This is a genomic window from Pseudomonas sp. CFBP2511 (assembly GCF_030209255.1).
GTDB lineage: Bacteria > Pseudomonadota > Gammaproteobacteria > Pseudomonadales > Pseudomonadaceae > Aquipseudomonas > Aquipseudomonas avellanae.
Genome location: NZ_JARVSI010000015.1, coordinates 299,826 through 322,550, shown reverse-complemented (window position 1 = coordinate 322,550; position 22,725 = coordinate 299,826). Strand labels below are relative to the sequence as shown.

Annotated in this window: 9 protein-coding genes; 1 reads left to right on the top strand and 8 read right to left on the bottom strand. The window is 63.9% G+C overall.

The window, feature by feature from the left end; all coding sequences use genetic code 11:
- Positions 1-16 precede the first annotated feature (16 nt).
- Positions 17-571, top strand: coding sequence for a TetR/AcrR family transcriptional regulator (locus tag QRN38_RS13335; protein ID WP_024657919.1), 555 nt, complete (start codon positions 17-19; stop codon positions 569-571).
- A 36-nt stretch (positions 572-607) separates the two neighbouring features.
- Here QRN38_RS13335 and QRN38_RS13330 read toward each other — a convergent pair whose 3' ends face one another.
- The 8 genes from QRN38_RS13330 to QRN38_RS13295 are packed head-to-tail and all read right to left on the bottom strand — an operon-like array spanning position 608 to position 22,695.
- Positions 608-2,017, bottom strand: coding sequence for an isochorismate synthase (locus tag QRN38_RS13330; RefSeq protein ID WP_057418100.1), 1,410 nt, complete (start codon positions 2,015-2,017; stop codon positions 608-610).
- Entirely contained in the window at positions 2,014-2,334 is a 321-nt protein-coding gene (locus QRN38_RS13325) for an isochorismate lyase (RefSeq protein WP_005762840.1), read from the bottom strand. The genes QRN38_RS13330 and QRN38_RS13325 overlap by 4 nt, the downstream gene beginning before the upstream one ends.
- A gap of 15 nt (positions 2,335-2,349) precedes the next feature.
- On the bottom strand, positions 2,350-3,918 hold the full coding sequence (gene ybtE, locus QRN38_RS13320) for a yersiniabactin biosynthesis salycil-AMP ligase YbtE (RefSeq protein WP_057418101.1): 1,569 nt from the start codon (positions 3,916-3,918) through the stop codon (positions 2,350-2,352).
- 12 nt (positions 3,919-3,930) lie between these two features.
- Positions 3,931-4,701 carry a thioesterase II family protein gene (locus QRN38_RS13315; protein ID WP_005762835.1) on the bottom strand — a complete coding sequence of 257 codons (771 nt, stop codon included), beginning with the start codon at positions 4,699-4,701 and terminating at the stop codon, positions 3,931-3,933.
- Between the two features lie 16 nt (positions 4,702-4,717).
- Complete coding sequence (locus tag QRN38_RS13310) at positions 4,718-5,800, bottom strand: Gfo/Idh/MocA family oxidoreductase (protein WP_057415227.1); 1,083 nt, start codon at positions 5,798-5,800, stop codon at positions 4,718-4,720.
- The gene (locus tag QRN38_RS13305; protein WP_122223218.1) at positions 5,797-15,312 is read right to left on the bottom strand and encodes a type I polyketide synthase; all 9,516 of its coding nucleotides are present in this window, start codon (positions 15,310-15,312) and stop codon (positions 5,797-5,799) included. Before QRN38_RS13305 ends, QRN38_RS13310 begins: the two co-directional genes overlap by 4 nt.
- Complete coding sequence (locus QRN38_RS13300) at positions 15,299-16,525, bottom strand: MFS transporter (protein ID WP_057418102.1); 1,227 nt, start codon at positions 16,523-16,525, stop codon at positions 15,299-15,301. Before QRN38_RS13300 ends, QRN38_RS13305 begins: the two co-directional genes overlap by 14 nt.
- Entirely contained in the window at positions 16,522-22,695 is a 6,174-nt protein-coding gene (locus QRN38_RS13295) for a non-ribosomal peptide synthetase (RefSeq protein ID WP_057418103.1), read from the bottom strand. Before QRN38_RS13295 ends, QRN38_RS13300 begins: the two co-directional genes overlap by 4 nt.
- Positions 22,696-22,725 lie beyond the last annotated feature (30 nt).

The following is a 22,725-nucleotide window of genomic DNA, read 5'->3' as shown; positions in this document are numbered from 1 at the left end:
GGTAAAGACGCACCTGATGGACGTACCTGCTGACGAAAAATTCCTTAAAGCGCTGGCCGTTGCGCTGGTTGACCACTCCACCGGCACCTTCAAGGACATCGCCGAAGCGGCGGGGGTGAGCAAGGCCACGCTCAATCGCTTCTGCGGCACCCGCGCCAACCTGATCGAGATACTGCTAATCCACGCTTCCGAGCTGATGAACAAAATGATTGCCGACGCCGATCTGCAGAACGCGCCACCGCTTGAGGCGCTGCAACGTCTGATCGACAACCACCTGACCCATCGTGAAATGCTGGTATTTCTGGTTTTTCAATGGCGTCCGGACACCATGGACGAAAGCTGCGGTGGCCTGCGCTGGCTGCCCTATTCAGACGCTCTGGATGCGTTTTTTCTGCGCGGCCAGCGTGAAGGCCTGTTCCGTATCGACATCAGCGCCCCGGTACTGACCGAAACCTTCGCTTCCCTGCTGTTCGGGCTGGTCGATGCAGAACGCCGGGGCCGCGTTGCGCGCACGGGAATGGATGCCGTGTTGCTGCAGATGTTCATGCAGGGCGCGCGAGGCGGTGCGTGAAGGCGCCTTATCAGCCTGGAGGCGGGCTCACTGTTTCTAACCAGGCAGGCCGTTTCCCGACAATGCTTCCCTCATCGTCTGCATCTTCAGGTCGCTTTCCCGGTATTCGCTTTCCGGTTCCGACCCGCTGACCAGCCCGCAGCCGGCGAACAGCGTGGCCCTATGGCCATTGAGCAATGCCGAGCGCAGGGCGACAGCGAGCTCGCCGTTGCCCTGATCGTCAAGCCAGCCGATCGGTCCGGCGTACCAGCCTCTGTCGAGTTGTTCATGGCTGCGGATGTAGTCCAGCGCCTCATTACGCGGCAGGCCGCCCACCGCAGGCGTCGGGTGCAGGCTTTGGGCGATGCCCAGCAGGCTGGCGTTCGGAGCGAGGGTGGCCTGAACGGGGGTCAACAGATGCTGGATATGCGGCAGTTTGTGCAGCCGCGGCCGGCACGCGATGTCCAGTGTCAGGCAGTGCTCAGCCAGGCCATGCCTGATGCAGTCGATCACCATGGCGTGTTCGCTGTTGTCTTTCTCGCTCAGCAGCAATTGCTCGCCCAGACGCGCATCGTCAGCGCTGTTTGCCCCGCGTGGTGCGGTGCCTGCCAGGGCCATGGTGTGCAATTGATCACCGCGCACGGTCAACAGGCATTCGGGCGATGCACCCATAAAGCAACTGCTGCCCCGCGCGAAAGCAAACAGGTAGGCATTGGGCTGCTTGTGCATCAAGCGCTGCATGACCTGTTCCAGAGGGCTGGCCGCTGCGACATTCTGCGAGCGGGCCAGGACGACCTTTTCCAGCCCGCCACGCTTGATCCGGTTTACCGCGTGAAACACGTCCTGTTTCCACAGGTGTGCCATCGACAAACGCACGAACTGATCGCCGCTTGCCGGTGCGCCAGGCAAAGGCCGGGCGAGAATTTCTGCCCATTCGCCAGCCAGCGCTTCTGCCAGTGCGGCGCACTGGCTGTGCTCGTCAATCAGCACATTGACGATCAACCGGGTCTGGCCATCGGACTCGTGAAGTTCAAAGCGCGGCAACGTCAACGCGGCGTCGGGAAAGTCGCGCCACAGGCGTGTTCTGGGCTGCCGACGGTCGAAGGCAAAACCGCCGAACAGCGTCGGGCGATGGTCGCCGCGAACCACCGCAGTGGCTGCCATGTCCCGCCAGCGGTTCTCGAGTGTTTGCCAACTGTCCGCAGGCCCGGCGTTGAATTCATGGGCCAGGCCCAGGCCTAAACGGTATTGCCCTTGTGCCTGAACGTGCCACAGACAGGCCGGTTGGACCTGCTCGCGATTGGCCGTGAACAACCCGAACGGCTCCACGTGTGGTGAAGGCGTGGAGAACGAGGCCAGTACCCGAGGCCGGGCTGTGCTGACCTGCGCCCGCGCGCTGTGCAGGCATTCCATCATGCCTCCCGTCAAACATCCCTGCAGATCGCTGAATGATGGCAGCGGGTTCATGGCTGAGCCTCCGGGTGCAGCGCTCGCCAATGGGTGATCTGCTGGTTGATGAACCAGTGGATCAGGTCCTTGAAGAAGTCCTCTGTTTCATCGACGGGCAAACCTGCATCGTTGGCCCATTGACGTCGCTCTTCGAGCATTGCGCGCACCCGATCGGGTGCCGGAATGGCCTGCTGGCTGGCCTTGAAGCGGGTCGCGGCCTTTACGTAGGTCAGACGCCGGGCAAGGATTTGCACAATCTGCCGGTCGAGTTCATCGATGCCCTGGCGTATGTCGCCGAGGTTTTCACACTCAGGTGCAGACTTCACAACATTCATGGGTTACTCCCGGATTCACTGGGCCAGAGCGGCCAGTTGGCGTTTGTCGATCTTGCCCACGGCCGTCAGCGGCCATGCGGCAACCCACTCGAACTGATCGGGCAGCTTGTCTTCACCCAGCCCCTGCCGACGCAGTTGGTCGCGAATGCATTGGCCGGCACCCGTTGGCGGGTCGCCCAGAATGAACGCGCAGATGCGTTCGCCCAGCAGCGGATCCGGCACCGCCACCACGACGGCAGATTCGATGTCGGGCAGCGCCGTGAGGTGATTTTCGATGTGTGCCGCAGAGATCTTTTCACCGCTGCGCTGAATCTGTTCCTTGATGCGCCCTTCGACGATCAGGTTGCCTTGCGGCGTCCAGCGCGCAAGGTCGCCGCTGCGGTAGTAGCCGTCGGCGGTGAAACTGCGCGCAGTGTGATCTGCCGCCCGGTAATACCCGGTAATGGTGTAGGGGCCGCGGGTCAGCAGTTCGCCGGTCTGGCCATGAGCAACGTCATTCAGGTCGGTGTCCACCAGACGAACCTGGTCGAACGGCGACAATGGACGGCCCTGCGTATTGAGCACCACTTCCAGCGGATCGTCCGGGCGGGTGTAGCACAGCAGGCCCTCGGCCATGCCGAACACCTGTTGTATTCGGCAGTCCAGCGCTTCAAGCAGGTGGGCTGCCAGTGCCGGGTCCAGTCGCGAGCCGCCGACTTGCAGCAGCTTCAGGCTGGTCAGGTCGCTGTCCTCCCAGTCGCGCCCTTGGGCCCAGAGTTGCGCCAGCGGCGGGACCAGCGCCACATGGGTGACACCTTCGCGCTCGATCAACGGCATGGCCGCATCACAACTGGCGCTGTCGCCCATTACCACCGTAGCACCGGCGGCCAGACTGCCGAGCACGCCGGGGCAGGCAAGGGTGAAATTGTGCGCGGTCGGCAACACGGCCAGGTACACGCTATCGCTGTCCAGTTCACAGAGCCTGGCCGAGTGGGAAAAGTTGTAGGCGTAGTCGGCGTGGCTGCGCGGGATCAGTTTTGGCGTGCCGGTGGTGCCGCCTGAAAGCAGCAGCAAGGCCAGCCCGCGCGGGTCGGCCAGCGGATCGGTCGGGCAGGGGGCATCCAGCGCCGACAAGGCGATGAAACGCCCGGGTTCGCCATCGACGATGACGTGCGCCAGCGAGGGCTGCTGCTCGACGATGCCGGCTGCCATGCCGCGGTAATCGAAGTCCCGAAGTCGATCGGGGATCAGGTAGGCCACAGGTTCGGCCAACCGGCACAGCGCTGCAATGTCCACTGCACGCTGGGTGGGCATGGCCAATACCGGTACCGCGCCGATGCGCATCACGGCAAACAATGCGCAGACAAAGCCGACACCGTTGGGCAGTTGCAGCATGACCCGGTCACCTGCCGTAATGCCCAGCGCTGCAAGGCCCCCGGCCAGGCGATCAACCCGCTGGTCCAGCTGCGCGTAGCTCAGGCGTACGTCGCCTGCGACCAGCGCGGTGTGCGCGCCGTACTGGTTCGCCCAGCGACGCAGGCGTTGAGGGAGGGTCTGGTCGGCGAAGGGGTGCAGCGGGTCGTGAGACGTGTGTTCGGTGTGCATGGTCGTTTCCCGTTACGGATGGAAAGGGCTGATGCTCTGTTCGATGAAGTTCAGGACCTGTGCAGCGAAGGCTCTGGGGCGTTGCGTCAGGTAGAAGTGGTCGCCGGCCATGACCTGTTGCCGACAGTCGCCGCACAGCCATTGCCGCCAGGCGCTGACTTCCTCCTGATCGGCTTCGGGGTCGTGACTGCCGTGCAGCAACAGCGTCGGTGTCTGCAAGCGCTGACGATCTGCCTGCAGCGGGCGGTGATAGCTTTCCGTGGCTTGGAAATCGGCCCGCAACAAGGGCATGAACAACGCCAGCAGGTCCGGATTCGCCAGCAAGGCGTCGCTGACACCGCCAATGGCAACCAGTTGTTCGATGAAGCGCCGGTCATCCAGATGGCTGAGCAGGCGCCTGCCAGTCAGGTGGGGGGCATGGCAGGCCGATAACACCAGCCCTGCGGGTGGCGTACCGGCCTGTTCCAGCAACAGACAGGTTTCGAAGGCGACCTGCGCGCCCATGCTGTGCCCGGCCAGTATCAGGGGGCGGCGTTGTGCATCCGGCATGGCCTGAATGTCTGCGGCAAGGCTGTCGGCGAGTGGCTGAACCTGACGCAGGCAGGGCTCGTGCATGCGCTGGTCACGCCCCGGATAGATCGCCAGCGTCAGGTTCAGGCCCGGCTCGTCGAGCTCGCGCCAGTGATGAAAGGCGCCACCGCTGGCCCCGGCAAACGGGCACAGCAGCACATGCGGCTGGCACTGATCGGCGCGCAGAAAAGGGCGCAACATACCTGCATCCATACCCACATCCATGCGATCAACCCTCCGCCCGCAGTTGCGCGGCATCAATGAAAAGCGGCGCGCTGGCCATGCGCTGCTCGGCCGGTCCGGCGCAGCGCAGGATGTCTTGCCAGAGCCTGGCCACGGCCAACTGATAATCAGCCTGCAGGCCGTCGGCGCGGGGCCGGCCTTGCAGGACAGCCAGCAGTTGTTGCAGCAGCCAGCCGACACCGGCAGGCCCTTCGATTTCATGGGCACTACGCCAGTGACTGGCTGCCGGGTGCAACGGCATCGCGGTTGCGTGCTGCAGATAGTCGGCGTTGCTGGTGTAGAGGGTCTGACGATCGTCGTCATGGGCCTCGGCGTGCAGCGCAGGTGTCCAGTTGACCGGGCCGTAAGTGGCGTCCAGCGAAAGGTAGCCACTGGGCCAGGCCAGATTGAGCTGGTGCATGACCAGGCTGTGCAGGTCCGGATCGTCGGCCGCCATCCAGCGTTGCAGGCGCAGCAGTACGCGGCTGTCCGGCAGGTTCAGCGACAGGGTATGAAAGTCATCGTCGCCGTCAAGCAGGCTGACGCTGACTTGCCTGGCCAGGTCGCAGCCGAGCGCCTGAAACAGCAGGTCCAGGCCCGAGTAGAGCAGCTGGCGACTGGTAGTCAACTGTGCCAGGTTGGGCTTGCGGCCCTCCAGCAGCCGCGAGATGCGTTGCGCCGTGCCGGCCCAGCAGCGGCCCGCCTCGGTGTGCGGGTAGAAGCTGTTGACGATGTACTGGCAGCCCATCCGGGTGGCCAGTTGCTGATGCCGAACGATTTCATCCGGGTGCACCGGGTGCTCTTGAATGACATGCAGCCCGCGTTGCAGCAGGCGCTCGGTCAATTGCCCACCGGCCCCGCCGACCACCGCCGAGCGCACCACCACGCAGGCAATGTCCAGGTCGTCCGGCAGTTGCTCGATATCGGTATACAGCGCGATGCCGAACGCGTTGGCCAGCGCTCTGGCGCGCGGGCTACCGTTGGCCAGCAGCCCGGCCAGCTGCAAACCGGGCTGTTCGAGCAGAAAACTGTTGAGGTACAGCTCCCCGAACTTGGCCCCGACAACAAGCACCTTCAATGGCCTTTTCATGGATGACTCTCCTTATGGGTGGCGGCCAGCCAGGCGCGGATCGACGCGGCAGTACGCTGAACCTGATCTGCGTCGAGCAGCAGTTGCCAGTGATCGCACGGCATCGATTCGCGGCGCGCCGTAGCGGCCCATTCCTGCCAGTCCTGCTCGGCGGGCAGCCAGTGCTGCGGGCGGCCTTCGGCGCTCAGCCACAGGCAGGGCAGGTCCAGTTGTCGTGGTTGCGAGTGTTGCGCCAGCAGCGTCATCAGGTGCTCGATGCGCTGCAGCCACTGTTCGGCCTGCTGCGCTTGCGGCGGGTTTTTCAGCACGCCGGCCTGCGTGGCGTTGTTCATGAACACGTTCAATTGCTCGGCGGCCGGCAATTGTTCGAGGTCGTCAGGCAGGGCGATGCTTTTTGCGCCCTCGGCCATCAGGCGCAACAAGCCTGGGCGATCATCGAAGCGCAAGTCTGCGCGGCACACCGGATCAAGAAGAATCAGTCGTACCTGCTCACCCTGGCGCAGCAGCAGACGCGCGGTTTCTTCGGCGACGAAGGTGCCGTACGACCAGCCAAGCAGCACGTAAGGCCCGTTGGCCTGCTGACGACGAATGGCCTGCAGGTACTGGGCGGCCAGCGCCTTGAGCGAAGCGCTGCCCAGCGCATTCGTCGCTTGTAGCCCGAACACCTGCATGTCTAGGGCCCGGGCCAGCGGCAGATAAGTGCTGACCTCGCCATCCGAGGCATGGAACACAAACAGCGACAGCGTGTTACGCCCTCTGGCCAGCGCCAGCGGATTGTCATCGGTCTGCACGCTGTGGTCGAGCAGGGTGGCGCAGAAATCACTCAGCCGTGGGTTGTCGAACAGGTTGCGCAGGCTGCTGCCGGAATGCCCCATGCGGTTGAGGCGGGCGATCATGCGCGTGGCGATCAGGCTGTCGCCGCCGCTGAGGAAGAAGTCGCTGTCGGCTTCGATAGGTTGGCCGAGCAGCTCCTGCCAGAGCTGCGAAACGGCCTTCAGCAATGCCGGATCGGCCTCCCGGCGCGGCCCCGAGTCGCGGGTCTGTTGCGGGGTTTGTCTGGCCGCAGGCGCTGTAACCACTTGTTCCACCTGACGCAATGCCAGTGGCCATCGTGCAGGGTGTGGCTCCAGGTGATCGGCCACGGCCGCCAGGTCCAGATGGCTGATGCCTTCGGCTCTGGCGAGCATGAAGTGCTGACGCATGCTGTCGTCGGCCTGCTGTGGCCAGTTCATGACCCAACTGAACCCCGATGCCTGCACGGCAGTGCGCCAGCGCGGCAGATCGAGCATGGCCTTGTCGTCTTCACTGCGCTCGTCTTCAAAGTTGCTCAGCCCTTCGATAAAGCCGATGCTCGCCAGTTGCAGCGCGCTGTCGCGTTCGGTGGCTTCCAGCAACAGCAAATGCCCGCCGCTGCGTAGCAGGCGGTGCAGACGCTTGAGCGAGCGTGTGACATGCGCGGCGTCGTGCATCACGTTGACCGCCACGACCAGGTCGTAGCCTTGTGCCGGGTGCTGACTGAAATCCACCGGCTGGTTGACGTCGAGCATCGAGCAGTTCAGTTGTGGCCAGGCAGCGAAATGCTCCTGGGCCTGGGTGAGAAACAGATTGGACACATCAGTGAAGCGGTACTCGCTCAAGTGTTCTTCAAGCATCGGCAACAGGTGCCGGGTTGTCGCACCGGTGCCAGCACCGACTTCCAGCACCCGCAGATCGCGACGTGTGCCCGCCAGCGCTTTGGCAGTTTGCGCCAGTGCGCTGTTCAGGCAGTGCAGCACAGGGTTATTGCTGTAGAGGGCCTGAACGACGGCATCGCTGTGACCGAACAACAGGCTCAACGGCGAACAATCACCGCGCAGCAGTTCTGCGTGCTGTTCGATACAGGCGTCCAGGTACGTGCCGAGCGTCTGGCTCCACTCGGCGTCGGGGAGCAACTGGCCAGCGGCTTGAAGCGCCTGCGCGGGCAGGGCCTGATAGTGCTGGCCGTCCTGTTGCAAGCAGCCTTGCTGGCAGAGCATTGCCAGCCACTGGCGCAACAAGCCCGCAAATTGCGGCTGCGCGCCCAATCGGGTCATCACCTGTGCCAGGTCGTGACGCTGTCCGGCGCCGCTGAACAGCCCGTGTTTTTGCAGGGTGCTCAGAATGCCTTCACGAGCGCGGCTTTCCAGTGCCTGCCAGGTCAGGTCAACTTCCTGGCGTTGCATGTCGCTCAGTTGCGGCAACTCGCTCAGCGGCAGCGGCAGCGGGGCGCGCAACGCTTCATCGACCGCACTCGGTGACTGGCTGACCAACTCGCCAAGCAGCGTGCGACCTTCGCGATCCACGCTGACGCGCGCGCTCTGCACGCCCGGCTCACGACGCAACTGCGCCTCGAGCCGCTGCGGGTCGAAACGCTCGCCGTCCAGGTTCACCGACCAGTCATGGCGCGGCAACTCGGGCAGACTGTCGAAGCCCTGTGGTTGGTCGGCCAGCGTTTGTAACAGGTCGCAGTAGCTCTGAAACAGGCTGTCGATCAGGCCGTCGGCGAGTACGTCTTCCATGCAATACCAACTGAACACCAGCTCGCCGTCGATTTCCATCACTTGATGGTCCAGCCAGACTTGCGGCGTCTGAGTGAAGACGTGCACCGGGTCGCCGAGGGTTGAGGTCATGGCCTGGTCGATGGCTTTGCCGTCCAGCGACATGCCGAGCATGCTTGTGAACACCACCGGCATGGCCGGTTGACGCGTCTGTCCCTGACGGCGGCCGAGTTCACGCATCAATTCCACGCCGTTCACGGCAGTGTGTGCCAGACGCTGCCAGAGCCTGGCCTGCGTGTTGGCCATGACCTGGCCTGGGCTGTCACCACGCCCCAGCTGGAAATCAATCAACAACACTGACGTGAAGTCACCGATCAGTTGCTGAACCTGCGGGTGCAGGGGGCGACGGTTGAAGTAGGTCAGGTTCAGGGTGAATTCCGGCGTACGGCTGACGCTTTCCAGTGTCTGCGCGAACAACGCCAGCAGCGCGGCAGAGGCCGTCACACCCACGTGCTGACAGTGCGCCTTGAAACGGTTCCATTGCGCCGCGTCGAGCTTGCCCTGAACGGTGCGGAAACGTGGCTGGCCCTTGGGCGGGCTGTCCGCGAGCGGCAACTGCGGGGCGCCAGGCAATTGTTCCAGCGTGTCCTGCCAGTAGCGCCAGGCTTGTCGCCATTGCAGGCTGTCGCGCTGCGCCAGGTCAGCCATCACGTAGTCGCGGAAGGTCAGTTCCAGCGGCTTGAGTGTCTGGCCGGCGTAGGCGCTGGCCAGATCGTCCATCATCACCTTGAAGCTCTGCACGTCGAACAGCAGCAGGTCGAGGTTCATGTGCAGGCGGCAATGACCGGCGTCGAGTTCGCTGACGGTGACTTCGAACAGCGGCCAGCAGTCGGTGGGCAATACGCGATAGGACATGTCTTCACGAATGTCCAGCAGGCGTTGCTGCTGTTGTTCGGCAGGCAACTCGCGCAGGTCGTTGCGTGGCAGGCGATACCAGGGCGTGTTTTGCAGAATGCGCTGGCGGCCGTCACTGTCGATGACCATGCGCAGCATGTCATGACGGGCGATCAGCGCGTTCCAGGCCTGCTCGAAGCGGGTCAGGTCGAAGTCTGCGTAAGCCTTGTCCCATTCAAACAGCACATGGCAGGCCACGCCGCCGTAATCGATCAGGTCGGTGCGGCCCAGCCAGTAAGCGTGCTGGATTGGTGTCAGCGGGAAAGGCTCGAAGCGGCTATCGGGTTGCGGCACGATGAAATTGTCACGGGCTGCAAGCGGCGCTCTTTCGGTGCTGGACAGCAACAGTGCGCTCAGGCCACGAATGCTCAGGTCACGGTAGGCCTGTTCGGCGTCCAGACGAACGCCCAATTGGCGCTGGATGTCGCTGCTCAGTTCAAGGAACAGTAACGAGTCGAGGCCCAGTTGCATCAGGTCCTGGTTGTGCGCAGGTGCAGCGTCAGGGCTCAGGCGCAACTGACGGCAGATCGATGCGCTCAACCACTGGCTGAGCGCGTGTTGATCTGCCTGCGGATCACCGGTCAGGGTCGGTGTCGGGAGCGCATCGCTGTGGCGGGTGCTTTTCACCGGCGCGCGCGTCGCGGGTTGCTCGATGTGCCGGGTCAGCAGACGCCGGCGCGGATCGATGCGCTCAGGGTCTATACGCATCGCCAGACGCCACGGCGAATTGCGCATGACTGCCTGTTCCAGGTGCCACAAGCCTTCGCCGGTTGCCAGCGTACCCATGCCGCCCAGTGCCAGTCGCGCATGCAGTTGATCCTCGGCGGCACGTCCGGTTTCGCCCCAGGCGCCCCACGCGATACTGACCGTGTGCAGGCGGGTGTCGGTTTGCGATTCGGCCAGCCCGTCCAGGTAGGCACTGGCCAGCGCATGAGCCCCCTGGCCCGCTGCGCCGAGGCTGGCGGCAGCCGAGGAGTACAGCAGCAGGTAGCGTCCTTGATCCGCCAGCGCCGTGTGCAGTTGGCGGGCTGCCGAGCATTTGACCTGCAGCAGTGGCTGCATGCGCGCGGCGTCGAGGTTGCTCAGCGGCGTGTCGTCCAGCAAGCCGGCGCTGTGGATCGCGCCGCTCAGGCCGCCCTCGGCCCGCAACGCGTCGATGCAGGCCGCCAGCGCAGCCTGATCACTGATATCACAGGCCATCCAGCGTATTTCACAGCCGTAATGCTGTTGCAGGGTGTCGATCCATTGCTCGCCGTCATGCGGGCAGCGCGGCGCGAACAGGGCGATGCGCGACGCCCCCTGATCGGCCAGCCAATGGCTGCTCAGGCGACCCAGGCCGCCGAATGCGCCGGTCACGATGTGCCAGCCGGTGTCCTTGAAGCTTTGTGCCGGCAGGCTGGCGCCCTGATGAAGCTGCACGCTCAGCGTCTGCACCTGTGCGACGCCGTCACGCACGGCAATCCAGCGCTCACCGCTTTGCGCCGCCTTCAAGCCCGGCAGCAGCGCCTGCCAGTCATCGCTACCGTTGAGCTTGCTGCTATCCAGGTCAATGACAGCCAGTGCGCGCTCTGGTTGTTCGGCGCAGGCAACCCGCAGCAAGCCCCACAGTGCGCGTTGCTCGGGATTTACCGTGTGATCGGCAGCCAGTGACCACGCGTTGCGGGTGACCACCAGCAGAGGTTGCCCGGTGTCCGTCTTCACTGCATCGAGCACCTGGCTGGCGACCTCCGCCAGCGAGCCGCCTTGTACAATCAGCAGGCACGCCGAAGCCTCTGGGTCATGGGCCACGCCAACGGCGGCCAATGCCGCCCGGACGCTGGCCGGCTCGACGCGCAGCCTTGCCAACGGGGTATCCTGCGCATTCACTGGCGCCCATTGCCAGACGTAATGGGTGCCGGATGCAGTGTTGGCGGCGGGCAGCGTGGTGAGGCGCTCGGAACGGTTGTCGGCACTGCCGAGCCGCTGCCATTGTCCATGATCATTGCACTGCTTGAGCTCGACGCTGGCCACTCCAAATGGCTCGGCACTCCAGTGCAGCGCCAGGCCGGTCAGGGTTTCGGGTAACGGCACAACGCGGCTAAATACGGGAGGGCGGCGAGCATCGCCGTGGCGTGCGGCCAGTTGTTCGCAGGCTTCCTGCAAGCGTGTCTTCCAGCGTTGCGGCTGGCCTGCGCAATCTGTCCAGTCGGGCTGGTAAAGGTGTTCGCCCAGTTGCCTGCCCAGCACCGCGCTGCCGCTGTCGTGCCCGGCAGTGAGCAGGGCTGGCGCAACGTTGGCGGCCTGGGTGCGTGCCAGCAGGATGTGTTCGCTGATACCGGCGGTGGCACTGCCATCGTCGGGCAGCCAGTCGAGGCGTTCAAAGCCGCTTTCCAGGCATTGTTGCTGCCAGTGTGCGGTGGACAGGAACAGTTCGCCGCCGCGCGCTTGCTCGTCATGCAGCGGCAATACCAACGGGCCGAAGACAAAATCGAACAGGCGCATCGGACGGGTAATCTCGCGCATCAATAGCGCGCCGCCCGGCTTGAGCAACGGGCGCAGGTTGTGCAGGGTCTGGCCGACATGCTGGGTGGCGTGGATCACGTTGGCTGCCACAATCAGGTCGTAGTGCCCGGCCTGGAAACCCTGCTCGCCGGCAGGTTTTTGCAGGTCGAACTGGGCATACTCGACAAAATCGTACTCGCTGAACTTTTCTTCAGCGCGGCGGCTGAACAGCGCGGAAATGTCCGTGAAGCAATAACGCACATTGGCGACGTTGCGCAGTTCCGGGAGCAGCCACGCGGTGGTGCCACCGGTGCCGCCCCCGACTTCCAGAATGCGCAGCGGCCCGTGTCCGGAGTGCTGATGTGCCTGGATCAGACCGGTGATCACACCTGCTGCGATCTGATTGAAATAGCGGCCGAAGCTGAATTGCTGATACAGCACTTCAACACCGCTGGAGGTGCTTTGCGGGAAGATCACCGACACCGGCTCCACCGCACCGCTCATCATGGCGAAGAGTTGCTCTCCCGCCCGCTCGACGGTGTCAGCGATCACGTCCAGCCCTTCACAGCAACTGCGCAGCTCAACCAGCAATGCCGGGCGTTGTTCATAGGGTATGGGCCGGGCGCTGCGGTAACGGCCGTGTTCAAGGGTGTAATAGCCATCTTCGACACAGGCATTGAGCAGGCGCACAAGCAGTTGCCGATGGCGCGGCAGCAACCGGCCCCCACGCAGGATACTCAGCGGCTCGGCACCCTGATCGATGCTCTCGTGCACACACTGACGAACCATCTGGTCAACGTAGATGGCATGCAGTTGGGTCACGCAGTGATACAGGCGCTCCAGACGTGGCAGGTCCAGATTGCCGCCTTCCTGCAACACGACCTTGCGACCGGCCTCCAGCAACAGGTCCTGTGCTTGCGTGCTCGGCTGCTGTGACGCATCGCACCAGTAGCGCTGCTCGTCGAAAACATACAGCGGGGCATGGATGCGCTTGCCGACCGAGGGTAACAGGGTGCGCCAAGGCAAGGCGGCGCCGGCGGCGAACAGGCGCAGCAGGCTGTCCTGCAAGACGGTGGTAGCCGGTTTATGGCGGCGTGCACTGGCGATCCAGTGCACGCCGGCGTGTTCCAGGCGCGTGCCGATGCCGGTCAATGGTGCATCGGCACCCAGTTCCAGCGCGATCGTCACGCCGGTTTGCAAGGCGTGAATCAGTGCCTGGTGATAGCGCACCGGTTCACGCAGGTGCCTGCGCCAGTAATCGCCGCGCTCAAGCTCGGCATGGCTCAGCGGTTGGCCAGTCAGGGTCGAGATCAGCGGTATTTTCGCCGGGGCCGGGCGCATAGCTGCACTGGCTTGCTGGAATTCATCGAGAATCGGGTCCAGCAAGCGCGAGTGCGCCGCGCCGGCCACGCTCAGGTGGTTATGCCGCAGGTTTCGCTGTTGCAGCGTTTGCGCCAGTGCGTGGATGGCGTGGCGTTCACCGGAGGCCACCAGATGCTGCGCTGCGTTATGCACGGCGATTTCCACGCCGTGTTCAAGCGCCAGAGGCTGCAGCGTTGCCGCGTCGCAGAACACCGCGAGCATCGAGCCTTGCGCTGCGCACTGATTCATCAGCCGGCCGCGGATGATCACCAGCGGCAGAATGTCTTCCAGTCGATAGATCCCGGCGATGACCACGGCAGCGAATTCACCCACCGAATGGCCGATCAACAGGTCCGGGCTCAGGCCCGCTTCGCGCCAGTGAGCCGCCATCGCCACTTCAAAGGCGACGATGGCCGGCTGCGCGTAATCCATGCGGTCGATCAGCTCTGCATGGTCGCCGAACATGACCGATTGCAACGAGGGTTGCAGGTGCGCGGCACAGGCTGCAAAGCTGCGGTCCAGACTTTCGCTGAAGGCCTTCGACTGACCGTAGAGGCTTTTGCCCATTCCGGCCCACTGGCTGCCTTGTCCGCTGCATAGCCATAGCTGCGCGCCCTGGCTTGCCTGTCCCTGATACAGCAAGGCATCGCTGCCGCCTTGGGCAAACGCCTGCAGCGCCGGGGCGGTTTCTTCGTGCAACGGCACCGCCAGACGAAACGGCAGGTCCAGTTGCCGGGCCTGTAACGCGGTGTGTGCGAGGTCGGCGGCAGGGTCCGTCGCGTGCAGGCGTTCGGCGTAAAGGCCCGCCAGTTGGCGCAACGAGTGCTGGCTGGCAGCACTGAGTAGCAGGGCACTGGCCTGCGCGACCGGGCCTGAGGTGCGCAATGCGTCGGGCAGCGCTTCGACAATCACGTGGCAGTTGGTGCCACCAATGCCGAATGACGACACACCGGCGCGGCGTGGTCCGGCCGGCCATGAACGGTCCTGGGTCGGAACGTAAAACGGGCTCTGTTCCAGTTGCAGCGCCGGGTTGATCCGCTCGACATTGATGCTGGGCGGAATGCGCCCGTGGCTGACCGCCAGAACGGTCTTGATCAGGCTGGCGATGCCTGCGGCGGTGTCCAGGTGGCCGAGGTTGCCCTTCACCGAGCCCAGCGCGCAGCCACCGATGTCCGTGCGGTGCGCGAAGGCATCGCGCAGTGCCTGAACCTCGATGGGGTCGCCCAATGGCGTGCCGGTGCCATGCGCTTCGAGCATGCCGATGCTGGTGCAATCGATGTCGGCCAGCAGCAGGGCATCCTGGATGACTTCACGCTGACCGATCACCGAGGGCGCTGTGTAGCCGACCTTGTGATGACCGTCGTTATTGATCGCGCTGCCGCGCAACACGGCCAATACCGGGTCGCCGTCGCGCAAAGCGTCCTCCAGGCGACGCAGGGTCACGGCACCGACGCCGTTACCGGCAAAGGTGCCCTGGGCACTGGCGTCAAACGGGCGGCAGCGACCGTCGGGTGAGAAAATCATCCCCGGCTGGTACAGGTAACCGGCCTGCTGCGGAAACGACACCGCCACGCCGCCTGCCACGGCCATTTCGCACTCGCCACTGCGCAGGCTTTCGCAGGCCATATGCACCGCCACCAGCGAACTTGAGCAGGCGGTCTGCACGCTCATGGCCGGGCCGCGCAGGTTGAGTTTGTAGGCGGCGCGGCTGGCCAGGTAATCCTTGTCGTTGCCCATCAGCGCCTGCAGGCCCTTGACCTGCGCCACTTCGGTGACGCGAATAGCGTCTCGTCCCGGATAAGTGCTCATGCGCCCCGAGGCGAACACGCCGGTTTTGTGCACCACGTCGCGAGGCGCGAAACCGGCGTGTTCCAGCGCGTGCCAGACGGTCTGCAGGAACAGCCGCTGCTGCGGGTCGATGGATTCGGCTTCCTGACGCGAGTAACCGAACAGAGCCGCGTCAAAGCGGTCAGGATCGTCGATGATTGCTGCCACATTGACGAAGTCCGGGTTGTCGATCAGCTCCGCTGACAGCCCTGCGGCGAGCAGTTCTTCACGGCTGAAGTGACGGCTGCACTCGCGACCGGCCAGCAGGTTTTGCCAATACTCGGTGCTGTCGCGGGCACCGGGGAAGCTGCAGGCCAGGCCGATGACCGCAATGGGCTCGCTGGCGCCGTAGGTGTGTTCAAAGGTGGGCATGGATGACCTCGTGGGCAGGCGTGAAAGACGGGCTGGCGGGCGTGGCGCGCTCAAGATGGCGACACAGGCGCCACGCGGGCCACAGACAGATAAAGGCAATGCTCGCCAGTACCGCGAGCAGTGGCGGGTAGCCCAGGTAGTGGGCCGATTGCAGGGCGGCTATCGACGCCAGCATGGCAATGGCGGCATCGACCGATTGCAGCAAGGCGTAATCCGAGGCGGGCTGGTGCGGGCGGACCACGCCCATCAGTAGGTTGTAAAGAGTGACGAAGCCGATCGCGGCGGCGATGTTGACCAGGCTGAACACCACCAGCCACGCGGTAAGTTCATAGACGCGTGCGCCCAGCGCGGCCGCCAGGGCGATGAGCGCGTGCAGCAGCATGGCCGGCAGCAGGCAGCGCCAGGCACCGAAGCGTCTGGCCATCCAGCCGCCGAGCAGCACGCCGATGGCACTGGCCACCGTGCTGTACAGCGTCGAAGCCAGACCCAGTTGGGCAAGGCTCATCCCGTTGTCCATCAACAGCACGGTTTGTATGGCCATCAGGCCGCGCATGGCGAGGTAGTAAATGGCGGTCAGGCACAGGGCGGGCCACAACGCGGTAAAGCTGCTGCGGTCCAGCTTTGGCTTGACTGCCGGTTCGTCGATGCTGTTGCTGGCCGGCAGCAACCCGACCGGCAGCAGCAGTAGCAACGAGACTGTCGCCATACCGATGAAACCGGTGCGCCAGCCCCAGTGCTCGGCCAGAAACAGGAACACCAGCGAGCCGAACACGATCCCCAGGTAGCTGCCACCCACTTGTGCGGTGTTGGCGAACGGACGGCTGTCGGCGTCGCAGGTGGTGATCGTGATGCCATCGGCATAGATGTCATGGCTGGCGGATAACAGCGCCAGCAGCATCAGCCCGGCCATGATCGGATAGAGCGAGTGCTCCGGGGCAAGAAAGCCGATCGCCAGCAGCGTCAGCGCCATGCACAGTTGCAGCAGCACCAGGCTGCCCAGGTAGTGATTGCCGCGCAGTCTAAGGCTGTGGCGCTCGCACCAGGGTGCCCAGAGAAACTTGCCTATCCAGGGCAGGAATGTCAGCGACAGCAGGCTGAGGCTGGCCAGATCCAGCCCTTGATGGCGGAAATAACCGACCACGCCCTGCAAAATAAGCGCGGTGAGCATGCCCTGATGCAGGTAGTAACACCAATAAGGCAGGTAGCGGCTCATGAGCCACCTCCGTTGCGCCGTAATCTTCTGGCGTTTCTTTGCGTCAGTTGCGCCTGTCGGGGTTGGTCCCGCGTGTCGTTTGCCGGTTGCGTCTGGCTCAAGTGCCGCGCCAGTGCGCGGGCATTCGGGTAGCCGAACAGGTCAGTGGCCTGCAACTGCCGATGGCCCTGCTGGGTCAGCTTCACGTGCAACTGCACCAGTTTCAACGAACTGGCGCCTGCGTCGAAGAAGTTCTGCCGACAGTCCTGCAGTTTCAGGCCGACCACCTCATGAAAGGCATGCCGGATCTGGTCGACGAGCTGTTCATCGGTCTGTTGTTCGGGCTCGTGCGGCAGTGGTAATGGCAGCGGTTGCGGGCGAGGCAACGGAGCCACGTCAGCGCCAGGATGTCCGTGGGGAACCAGTTGCGCCAGGGACAATCCCCAAGCCTGCGGGTCTTCGGCCAGCCGTTCCAGCAGGCTGACGTACTGGTCGAACATGGCGCGCAACACGTCGGGATCGAACAGCGCCTCGACCGCGTCCCAGTTAAGGCACAGGTCGCCTTCGGACTCATACACCTGATGATCCAGCCAGACCTGCGGCGTCTGCGAGATGCCCCAGACCGGTTTGAGCCATGACGATTGGGCCATGAAGCGGCCCTTGTCGAACCCCAGCGCACTGGTGAAGACCACCGGCATCTGCGCGGCAGCCAGGCCATGGCGGCTGGCCAGTTCACGCATGACCCGGATCGCCGAGTGATCGCGCTGGGCCAGATCGCGCCATAGCCGCTGCTGTAGATTTTGCGCACTGCCAAGCCAGTCAGCGGTGGGGTGCCAGGCCAGCAGCAGCAGCGAGGTGAAATCGCCCAGCACCCGGTCGATATGCGTGTGCAGCGGCTGACGGTCAAACAAGGTCAGGTTGAGGGTCAGCTCCGGCGCGCTGCTCCAGGCCGACAGCACGGCGGAAAAAGCGCTGAGCAGTAGCCCTGAGGGCGTCAACTGGCGCTGATTGGCCTGGGCTTTCAAACGCTCCCAACTGTCTGCGGGCAGACGCTCGGCCAGGCGCACAAAGTGTGGTATGCCGACGTCGGCTGGGGCGCAGCGCAGTGGCAGGCGCGGTGCTGGCGGCAGGTTGTCGATACGCCGCTGCCAGTACGCCCGAGCGCCGGGCGAGGGCGGCTGGCTGGCGCGCAGGCACTGGTAGTCGCGAAAGCCGATAGCGATCGGTTCCAGCGTCTGTTCGGGGTGCAGGTACAGCGTCTCAAGTTCGGCCAACAGTATTTGCATGCTCATGCCGTCGAGCAGCAGGTTGTCGAGGCTGACGAAAATGCGGCTGTGCGGGCTGCCATCTTCGACGATCTGCGCATCGAACAGTGGCCATTGCCCGGCATCGAGCACCTGATGGGAAAGCCGTTCGCGCAGTGCATGGGCTTCGCTGCCCTCCAGCGTGGCCACCCGATGCCGCCGGGGAATGAAGGCCTGGACCTGTTTCAGGACCTGCAGCATGCCGTCACGGACCACAGCACGCAGAATGTCGTGACGTTCGATGAGGCGCTGCCAGGCGTTTTGAAACAACTGGACATTAAGTCGTTCGACGCTGAACTCGACAAAGAAATGCGCGCCCACGCCGCTCAGTACGAATCCTGGCTGACGCCCGACCAGATAAGCCTGCTGCACTTCACTCAGGGCAAAGGGCTGATAACGACCCGCCGGGTCGTGTTCAAGCCGCACGGTTGCCGGAGCATTGTGCTCCACCAGCGTCGCCGCGAAGGCGTGCAGGCTCGGGAAGTTGAAAAGGTCGTCGAGCCGGGCGTGATAGCCACGTCCGGCCAGTTCGCCGATCAGGCGGGTTGCCAGCAGGCTGTCGCCGCCAAGCTGGAAGAACTGGCTGTGGCGGTGCACTGCGCCGCTTTGCAGCAACTCCTGCCAGAGCTGTGCGAGAACCTGTTCGCGGACGTTTTCAGGGGGCAGGCATTGGTCGGCTTGTGTGGCGGCAGGTTTGCACCGCTGCATCAGTGCCTGATGATCGATCTTGCCGTTGGCGGTCAACGGCAGTGCGTCGAGAAAATACAGGCGCTGCGGAATCATGTAGCCGGGCAGTTCGTTGGCCAGCGCTTTGGCAAGCCGGGCAGAGTCGGGGCGCTGCAGCACATCGGGCGCGCGCAGGATCAGGCGTTGCAGGGCGCCCGATCGATCCGTTTCAGGGGCGCCAAGCCCGGCCTGCATCAGCAGCGCCGTCCAGTGTTCGCTGTTACGCAATTGTTCGGCTGCACTGCGGCCTTCGTTGAGCAACTCGGCGCTGACCAGTGCCAGCGCCGAGGCTTGCGCCAGCTCCAGCACATAGACCGCAGCGCCTGGCGCACAGAGTGGCGTCCACTGCTGTAAGGCTGCTTGCGGTGTATCCAGGCGGTGCAACTGATTGTTGATCAGCAGCACGTCGGCACTGTGAATAAGCGCCTGGCGCTCGCTGTCGGTGTCGCGGCGTGCACTGCCATGAATAAAACCTGCGAGGCGTTCGCGGGCCTTGAGGACCATTGCCTGTGACGTATCGAGGGCGGTGTAGTGCAACTGCTCTGCGTCAAGTCGCCCCAGCAGAAATGCCCCGGTGACAGCGCTGCGGGCACCGGCTTCGATCAGGCGCACCGGGCGTTGCAAGCGCTTGCTCAGGTCCGCCAGCGATGTCGCGAGTGCACTGAGCGTTTCGCGGCTGCCGGGTGCGTGCATCAGCAGCTGTTCTGGAGCCCAGTACGGATGCTCAAGCAGGGTCTGAGGGCTGCGCTTGCCTGACAGTATGTCGCGCAGGGCGTCGTGGTGCGCCTGCAGGGCGTGTGTCAGTGCATCGCAAGCAACGTCGTGCGACGTGGCCTTTGTGCTCGAATGATTGAGATGCCACGCGCCCTCGGCGTCGCAGTACAGGCGATCCTGTGTTGCGAGCCACTCCAGCCAGCGTGTCAGAAGCGGGTGCCAGTGCGCCTCGCTGCCGTAGGTCTGTAACACCTGTGCGGTCGTCAGAGAGGGGCTGAACGGTATGCCGTTGAACGCCAGATGCTCAAGCAGGAAATCGGCCAGCAAACCGTCCGCTGTGTCAGTCACGACGGTGACAGGCTTCAGCCAGTCGGCGTAACTGGCGGGTGTGCACGGGTCGGCTTCGACGCGGCTGCACAGGCTGGAACCGTGCGGCACGACAAAAGCCACCAGGCTTTTTTCCCGTTCGCCCGGTGCCATGCTGATGGCTGCCTTGACACCTTCCAGGCGGTTCAAGGCTGCGTCGATTTCACCCAGTTCGATGCGGTAGCCACCGACCTTGACCTGCTTGTCGCGACGGCCGAGGAATTCCAGCGTTCCGTCCGGCCAGTAACAGCCCATGTCGCCGGTGCGATACCAGCGTTCACCGGCCACTTCGACGAACTGCCGGGCGCTGCGTTCGGCATCGTTGAAATAGCCGTGTGCAACACCTGCGCCGCCGATCCACAGCTCGCCGGCGACCCAGTCCGGGCAATCGCGTCCTGTTTCGTCAACCACGCGATAACGCTGGTTGGCCAGCGGCGTGCCGTAGGGGATCGAGCGCCAGTGCGGCTCAACCCGGCTCACGGTGCAGGTGTTGGACCAGATGGCCGCTTCCGTCGCACCGCCCATGGAGACAAACCGACCATCACTGCGGTACTGGTGATAGCGCTCCGGCAGGTCCAGGCCGATCCAGTCCCCGGACAGCATCACCAGCCTCAGGCTCGCCGGGCTGTGCAGATCAAAGCCTTCGCTGTAGGTCAGCAACATGTCCAGCAGGGCAGGTACGCTGTTCCACAGGGTAATGCCGTGTTCATCGATCAGCCTGCACCACAGCGCCGGGTCGCGACGTTGCCGGTCGTTGACCAGCACCAGCGAAGCGCCTGCGCCGAGCACTCCGAAGATGTCATACACCGACAGGTCAAAATGCAGCGCCGACAGCGCCAGCACACGATCTTCGGGGCGCACGGCGTGGCGCTGGCTGATGTCCACGCAGGTGTTCAAGGCGCTTTTATGGCTGATCACCACGCCCTTGGGTTCACCGGTCGAGCCTGAGGTGTAGATGATATAGGCCGGTTGCTGTGCGCTGACCGGGACCTGATGCTGAAGCGGTTCGCTGAGGATTGCCTGCTGCCAGGTCAGGACCGTGCCGATGTCGTGCTCTTCAGGCTCATCGGCGCTGGTCAGCACGCATTTCACCTGCGCACCCTGATAAATGCCGATACGCCGCGCCAATGGCTGGTCCGGCGGTACGGGCACATAGATCGCACCAGCCTTGAGAATGCCCAGCACACTGACAATCTGGCCGATGTCCTTGGTCATGCTGACCGCCACGGTGTCGCCCGCGGTGACACCCAGGGCTTGCAGGCAGCCGGCCAGGCGACTGGCCTGATCGGCCAGTTGGGCGAAGCTCAGACGGCGCTGGTCCTGAATCAGTGCGGTGGCTTGCGGGGTGCGTTCGGCCTGGAGGAAAACGGCGTCGTGCAGCAGCCCGTCAGGAATGGCCTGGGCGGTGGCATTGACCTGTTCGCGGACGGCTCGCTGGGCGGAAGGCATCAGGTCGGGCAAGGGGTGTGACCAGTGCGCGGGGTCTGCGACCAGCGCCAGCACGTGTTCGAAATAGACGTCGAACAAGGTGTCGGTCAGCCCCTCGGGGAACAACTGGTTATTGCTGTCCCACTGCAGATAGACCTGCCCCTGATGCTCGAACGCCAGGTGGTCGATCCACACCTGCGGCGTCTGGGAAATGCCCCAGCCGGGTGCGCCCAGCGTGTTCTCTGCGGCTTCGCCAAACAGCGGGCGGCCCAGATTGCTGGTGAACACCAGCGGCGCACCGTGCGGGTGGCGCTGGCGTTTCTTCAATTCGCGCAGCACCTCGACCCCCGACCACGCACTGTGTTCGTGAACTTCGGCAAACGACTGCTGATTGGCTTGCGCCAGCTCTGCGAAGGCTTGCCCGCAGCAGCTCACTGGCAACGCGAGAATATTGGTGAAATCGGCGATCATACTGGCGACTGCCGGGTTCAGCGGCTGGCGGTCAAACAGGGTGAGGTTGAGCAACAGCGACTGTTGCCCGCTCCAGCGACCCAGCACTGCACTGAACAGCGTGGCCAGCGCCATGGTCGGCGTAACGCCAGCGGTTCCGGCGTGGTCCTTGAATGCCTGCCATTGCGCTGCGTCCAGTTGTCCGCGACGGCGGCTGATGCGAACCTGCGCGATGCGCTCAGGGTCTTGCGCCAGCGGCAGAATCGGTGCCAGTGGCAGGTCGTCCAGACGTGCCAGCCACCAGGCTTTGGCCTTCTCGACGCGGGCCTGATCATTGCGCCTTACCTGCGTCAGGTAACTGCAGAAATCGTAATCGACAGGCGACGGCGGCAACGGCCGGTCTTCGATCAACGCGATCAGTTCTTCGAACAACTGATTGAAGCTGGCTGCGTCGGCAACCAGCAGATCAATGTTGACCAACAGCCGGTTTCCACCGTCGGGCAAGAGGCACAGCTGGAAGTCGAAGGTTTCGCCGTTTTCGACGTCAAGGCGACGATGGCCCAGCTGTTCGCGCAGGTCCCCCAGGCGCTGCTGGCGAAGCGTGTCATCGCTATCGCGCAGGTCATGAACCTTGAGGCCCGGCCAGGTCGAATGCGCTTGCCACTGTTGACGGCCGTCGGCCAGAAAGCGCGTCTTGAGCATCGGATGCCGTTCGATCAACCGATAGATGGCGGCTTCCAGCACCTGTGGTGTCAGGCCGCGACCGTCGAATTCCTGATAAAGATGACAACCCACGCCACCCAGCGGCTGTTCACTGGAACGCCCCACCAGATAAGCATGCTGCACACTGGTCAGGGCGAACGGCTGGCCGTCGCTCATGAGCGCAAGCGGCTCGTCGTTGCTGGCGACCTCGGCGCTGTTGACTTTAACGGGCGCGCTGCTCAGCAGTTGCTGCCAGCCCTGCAGTGTCGGCTGGTCATAGAGGTCGCTGAGGGTCACTTTGAAACCCAGACGGCGAAACCGGTTGAGCCAGGCCATCAGGTGCATCGAGTCCATGCCCAGCGTCAACAGGTTGGCGTCATCCGCCAGTTGCTCCGGGGACAGACGCAGTTGCCTGGCGATGTCCTCGCCCAGCAGGGCAGGGTCGAAAGCTTGAGGTGGCGTACCGCGAGCAGTCGAGGCTTTTCTGGTCGATGTGTACATGGTAAGACTCCATCCAGACAAGTACTCGTG